At 35.7% G+C, this 4,545-nt stretch carries 5 protein-coding genes; all 5 read left to right on the top strand.

What is annotated here, in order from left to right:
• Window positions 1–757, top strand: a 757-nt coding sequence (locus tag RT405_RS08135) for a tyrosine-type recombinase/integrase (protein ID WP_313469027.1), incomplete at its 5' end; no start/stop codon positions are given.
• Window positions 758–1,882: 1,125 nt separating this feature from the next.
• Window positions 1,883–2,731, top strand: a complete 849-nt coding sequence (locus tag RT405_RS08130) for a hypothetical protein (RefSeq protein ID WP_313469026.1) — start codon at window positions 1,883–1,885, stop codon at window positions 2,729–2,731.
• A gap of 43 nt (window positions 2,732–2,774) precedes the next feature.
• Window positions 2,775–3,425 carry a hypothetical protein gene (locus tag RT405_RS08125; protein ID WP_313469025.1) on the top strand — a complete coding sequence of 217 codons (651 nt, stop codon included), beginning with the start codon at window positions 2,775–2,777 and terminating at the stop codon, window positions 3,423–3,425.
• A 51-nt stretch (window positions 3,426–3,476) separates the two neighbouring features.
• A complete protein-coding gene (locus tag RT405_RS08120; RefSeq protein ID WP_313469024.1) occupies window positions 3,477–3,695 on the top strand; it encodes a hypothetical protein in 219 nt (72 codons plus the stop codon).
• A 221-nt stretch (window positions 3,696–3,916) separates the two neighbouring features.
• Window positions 3,917–4,087, top strand: coding sequence for a hypothetical protein (locus tag RT405_RS08115; protein WP_313469023.1), 171 nt, complete (start codon window positions 3,917–3,919; stop codon window positions 4,085–4,087).
• Window positions 4,088–4,545 lie beyond the last annotated feature (458 nt).

The raw sequence follows: 4,545 nt of genomic DNA, 5'->3' as shown, positions 1-4,545 counted from the left end.
TAAAAAGTTTATCAACAGCTATCAGGAGAAAGGATGTAAGCCCTCTTATATCAATGGAAAATTGAACGCTATCCATATTCTATATAAGTATTTAGAAGAGGAGGAGCTGCTCCCTTATGGCTCTAATCCTACATGTAAAGTGAAAAGGCTGATAAAAGACAAGCCGCAGATCATTGTATTTAACGATACTGAAATATCAGCAATGATTAAAAGGCATGATACGTCTACATTTAGAGGCATGAGAGACAAGGTAATTATTATGTTGTTAGCAGACACCGGTATTCGTGCAGCAGAAATATGCGACATAAAACTAGTTGATATGACCGATACACAGCTAATTATACGGTTTGGCAAAGGACGTAAACAACGCAGCGTGTATCTTTCTCCTGCTCTTAAAAAAGTATTATTCCGCTACTACCGTTTAAAGGCACAGTATTTTGAAGATAAAAACTATCAAGATGTAGGAGTTTACTTATTTGTCAGTTACAGGGGCAGCAAGCTCACTATAGAAACGATTGAGCGTGTAGTTAGGTTAGCTGGAGAACGTGCAGGAGTTAGGCAAGAAGTACGTTGTAGTCCTCATACTATTCGGCACTGGTGGGCGATGTATCAAGTAGAGAATGATCAAGACATTCACACTATCAGCCATTTGCTGGGGCACTCTGATTTAGCTACTACCCAAATTTACTTGCAAGGGATTTCTGATATATCTGTAGTGAAAAAAGGAATGAAAACATCTCCGTTAATGAATTTATAGAGTAATAACTAAAATAAAATAGCAAACAAAAAACCACCATGAATGCTGGAAACACTCAGGGTGGCACACGCACCAGTATGCAAAACCATACTACTGCTTAGAGCAACAGTAACCCACAGTTACTAATTGCTTACACCTTATATTATCACAGTTTACCGTAATTTGAAACTGTTAAAAGGCTGTAGCACTAGTAAAACGTAATTACTGGTGTTATGGCTTTTTTGTTTCAACCGTCTAACTGGATCATTCTAGTTACCAGATACAAGACGTTAAAGGGAACTGTATGCCCCAACTACTAGACTGATACAAGTTACAGCGTATGCCTTAACGAAATGGCTGGAGATAGCGTCCATGTTTAACTAAACGGCTAGGGCGGACACTTACATTTAGGTTGTCGCTTTCTTTTTACCAACAATAAACTACAACGTAATAAACCGTTGTACGTGTGTTCTTTAAGTCTTGACACGATAAATAACCTCAAGATATGTTGATAAAAGTTGTGTGGGGTAGGTTGCACGTAAAAGCGATTAAAGGCTGTACTATGAGCTTTTAACTCTTGTAAGGGTTAAGACTACCTATTTTTAGTAACAGCCTTAACAGCAATACATAAAAGAAATAAAAACATAGTGTTCGTTCCTCACACCTCCATAATAAACAAACTGCTACAACGATACTAAGAGCCTACAACAGTATAAGAGCTATTCAGTGATATTGACGTAGGAATTTAAAGTTATTGTTTAGTATTTATGTACTGTTGAGGCGTTAGCCTTGCCGTCAGGCAATAATGTTTTTAATTAATTCTTTATAGACTAAGAGGACTTCTTTTGTTGAAATACCCTCTAAGCCCTTATGGCTCTAGGCGTATCCCACTTTTAGGTTTTCCGTTTTTTTCAACAAATCCAGCTTAAACTACCCGTTTTTTTCAACACTTTATGTTTCCGCTTGTCACACTTTTTACTGATCCTACTAATTTAAAGATGAAAGGACTATTTTCCATATCCAATAAAAACTAGTTTAAACAAATAAATGGAAAATAAATACCTTTTTTTACTTTAAATAGGATAGTTATAGCTAGCTAATAGGTGTAGAGGGAAATAACCCTCTTACTAAAAAGGAGGGAGAAACATGGGAAATAAAAATATTGGTGTAGATAGTATAACAGGCGAGATTATCGAGGGTGCAGTAGTTATAACCCCAGAACAGCAAGACGCTTATAATAAACACAAAATAAAAAAAGCAACAATAGAGGCAAATAGTGATAAAAAAACTTTTAGTTTCCAAAAGATGGATAAAATGAAAGGGGTGGATTGTTTGTTGACACTCAAACAGTGGGGTTACTTTTGCGTCCTTAGTTCATACATTGATTACGACAATATGCTTAAAATGGCACCAAAAAGTAAGGTACCAATGACTCAAAAAGAAATGAGGGGTATTTTAAAAATATCTAAGCAAGATACGCTGAGAACGCTATTGAAGACTCTTAAAGAAAACAAATTACTAATAGAAAAGAAAATTATTGTTTATGGAACTGAAAGAACTGCTTTCTTTTTATCAAGTGATTTAATATTTAAGAAAAGCGTAGTTAGTAGAAAATCAGGTAAAAATACAGCTAAGATATGGACAGATAGCGTAAAAGATATATATGAAGACAGTAAAGTTACACTAACTGATCTAGGGTTCATATTTAAGGTAATCCCTTATTTAAACGTTTATCATAACTTTTTAACGCACAATATAGACGAAGAAGACCCGTCAAAAGATACAGCGATAACTCAAGCAGATCTAGCTAGTATTTTAGGAATTGACAAAGCAACAGTAACTAAGAAAATCCGTCAAACAAAATGGAATGATATGTTTGTTTTTGCAATAGTAACTGTAAACGGTGTACAGAGTATTAAGATGAATCCGTTAGTTGCCTATCGTAAAGTAGGAGAGCCAAACGTAGCTAGTTATGCAGAGTTCTTTTTAAAGTAAGAATAACAAAAATTAAACAGAAAAAGAAAAGGGGAAACGACAAATGAAAACAATTTTAGAGGGATTAGACGTAGTAGCAGGAGAAAGAGCAGAATTGAAAAATCAGTTTGTATTGAGTTATGAGGCAGTAATAGAGGCATATCAACTTGTTAACACTGCAAGCAAAGCGTATAACGATAATGAAACGGCTAATCGTGAAAAGCTAGCGGGATTACAGCAAGAACAGGCTGGTATTGCAGAACAATTAAAATCTGTTACGACTACAGCAGAGGGAAAAGCGTTGTTAGCCCAACAAGCAGATATTGAGCAAGAAATTAAGTTGCATGACACAGTTACAGCAGGTGTAGACACTAAATTAAAGAAAGATATTACTACCGCAGTAGTAGCTTTTTATGACGTGTTAACTCCTTTAATTACTGAATGGTATCCGTTCAGTAAAGAAATTGTTGTAACAGCGTCAGTAAAAACAGTTATTTCAGATGAAAAAGCTATCGAAGAAGTAGAATATGATGTATTCAAAGACTTAATGGACACTGTTAACTACAGACTAAGTAAAGCAGGTATCATTAAGCAAGGGGAAAATTTCTTAGTAACGGAGGATAAACGTATTTACTTAGGCAGAACTATCAACATGCCTGATCCTCAATATAATGTTTTAAAAGCATTGAAAAAAGGGGAACTTGCTTTACGTTAGTTAAGCCACAAGACGTGTAAAAAATAATATAAAAATAAAGGGGATAATAATATGATGTATGGGCAGGAAAGACCGGTAACTAAGACGGGGGCTGCAGGAAGAGCGTTCAAATTGTTAAGTAACGGTTTTGCTAAGAATGAGGCTAAGAAACAAGAAGAACGTCAATTAAAACAGCAAGCAGCAGAAACGCAAACAGCTGAGGAAGTGGCAGAAGTTACGGAACTTTCTATTCGTTACTTACAAGAGCAAGGCTACACAATTTCAAAATAGACATATAAAAATAGTGTAAAAGGGGCAGGGCTTAACAGCTTTGCCTTTTTAATTTAAACGTGTAAAAGGGGGGCAGAGACATTCTTAAAGCTACTATGTTTATAGATACAAAAGAGAGCTATCCGCGTACTGTTGTTGAGTTACTTAGAAAAAACGTAGGTCGGTGGAGTGGGGCTGAAATAGCCTCCTTATTTTACCGGCATTATGTTGAAGGCTTATCAGTGAGTGAAATGGGCTTTATGACAGAGGGCTATAAAGCACAAGCTCAGAGTATTGTTAATGCTAACGAAAACGGATCGTATGCGGAAAATAAAAAACTATTCGATTACTGTTTAAAGCATTATCCTGAGGCGTTAGACAAACTTTTTAAAGTGGAAACTGCCTCCCTCTAACTAGAACAACTATTGATAACATGTAACAACTCCTAAAAATTTAAAACTCCTATAAGGCTGTTTACTCTTAATTGAGTAGGCAGCTATTTTTTTTTATGCAATTTTACAGCAATATCCTTAAAAACGTATACGTAGCAAGCTTTATATCAATTACTGATGTTGCTGAGGACGATTCTAAGGCAGTTTCAAACTGATAAGCGTATAAGTCTAGGGAAACATTCTTTAAAACAGCTTATAACGTTGATGTAGCAGTATTTAAGCCTAAACTATTAAGTCCCGCTTTAAAAAAAGTTGCCGAAAATTTTTAAGGAGTTTTACCTAAAATAGAAAAGGCTAAAACGTGGATAGGGGGCTGCAGGCTACAGACTTACTGTAAAAGTCGGACTATTATTTCCGTTGGGTATATTTTTTAACTGCTTGGCTACAGCAGATTTAGCCCCCCGTTCCCCTATGTACCC

The organism is Carnobacterium sp. (genome assembly GCF_032094055.1).
Taxonomy (GTDB): Bacteria; Bacillota; Bacilli; order Lactobacillales; family Carnobacteriaceae; genus Carnobacterium_A.
Note: the sequence above shows the minus strand (reverse complement) of the source record. Positions and strands in the feature narration are given on the sequence as shown.

Excerpts from the sequence above, each read along its gene's own strand:
- RT405_RS08130 (WP_313469026.1), top strand. The coding sequence starts at position 1,883 with ATGGGAAATAAAAATATTGGTGTAGATAGTATAACAGGCGAGATTATC.
- RT405_RS08125 (WP_313469025.1), top strand. The coding sequence starts at position 2,775 with ATGAAAACAATTTTAGAGGGATTAGACGTAGTAGCAGGAGAAAGAGCA.
- RT405_RS08120 (WP_313469024.1), top strand. The coding sequence starts at position 3,477 with ATGATGTATGGGCAGGAAAGACCGGTAACTAAGACGGGGGCTGCAGGA.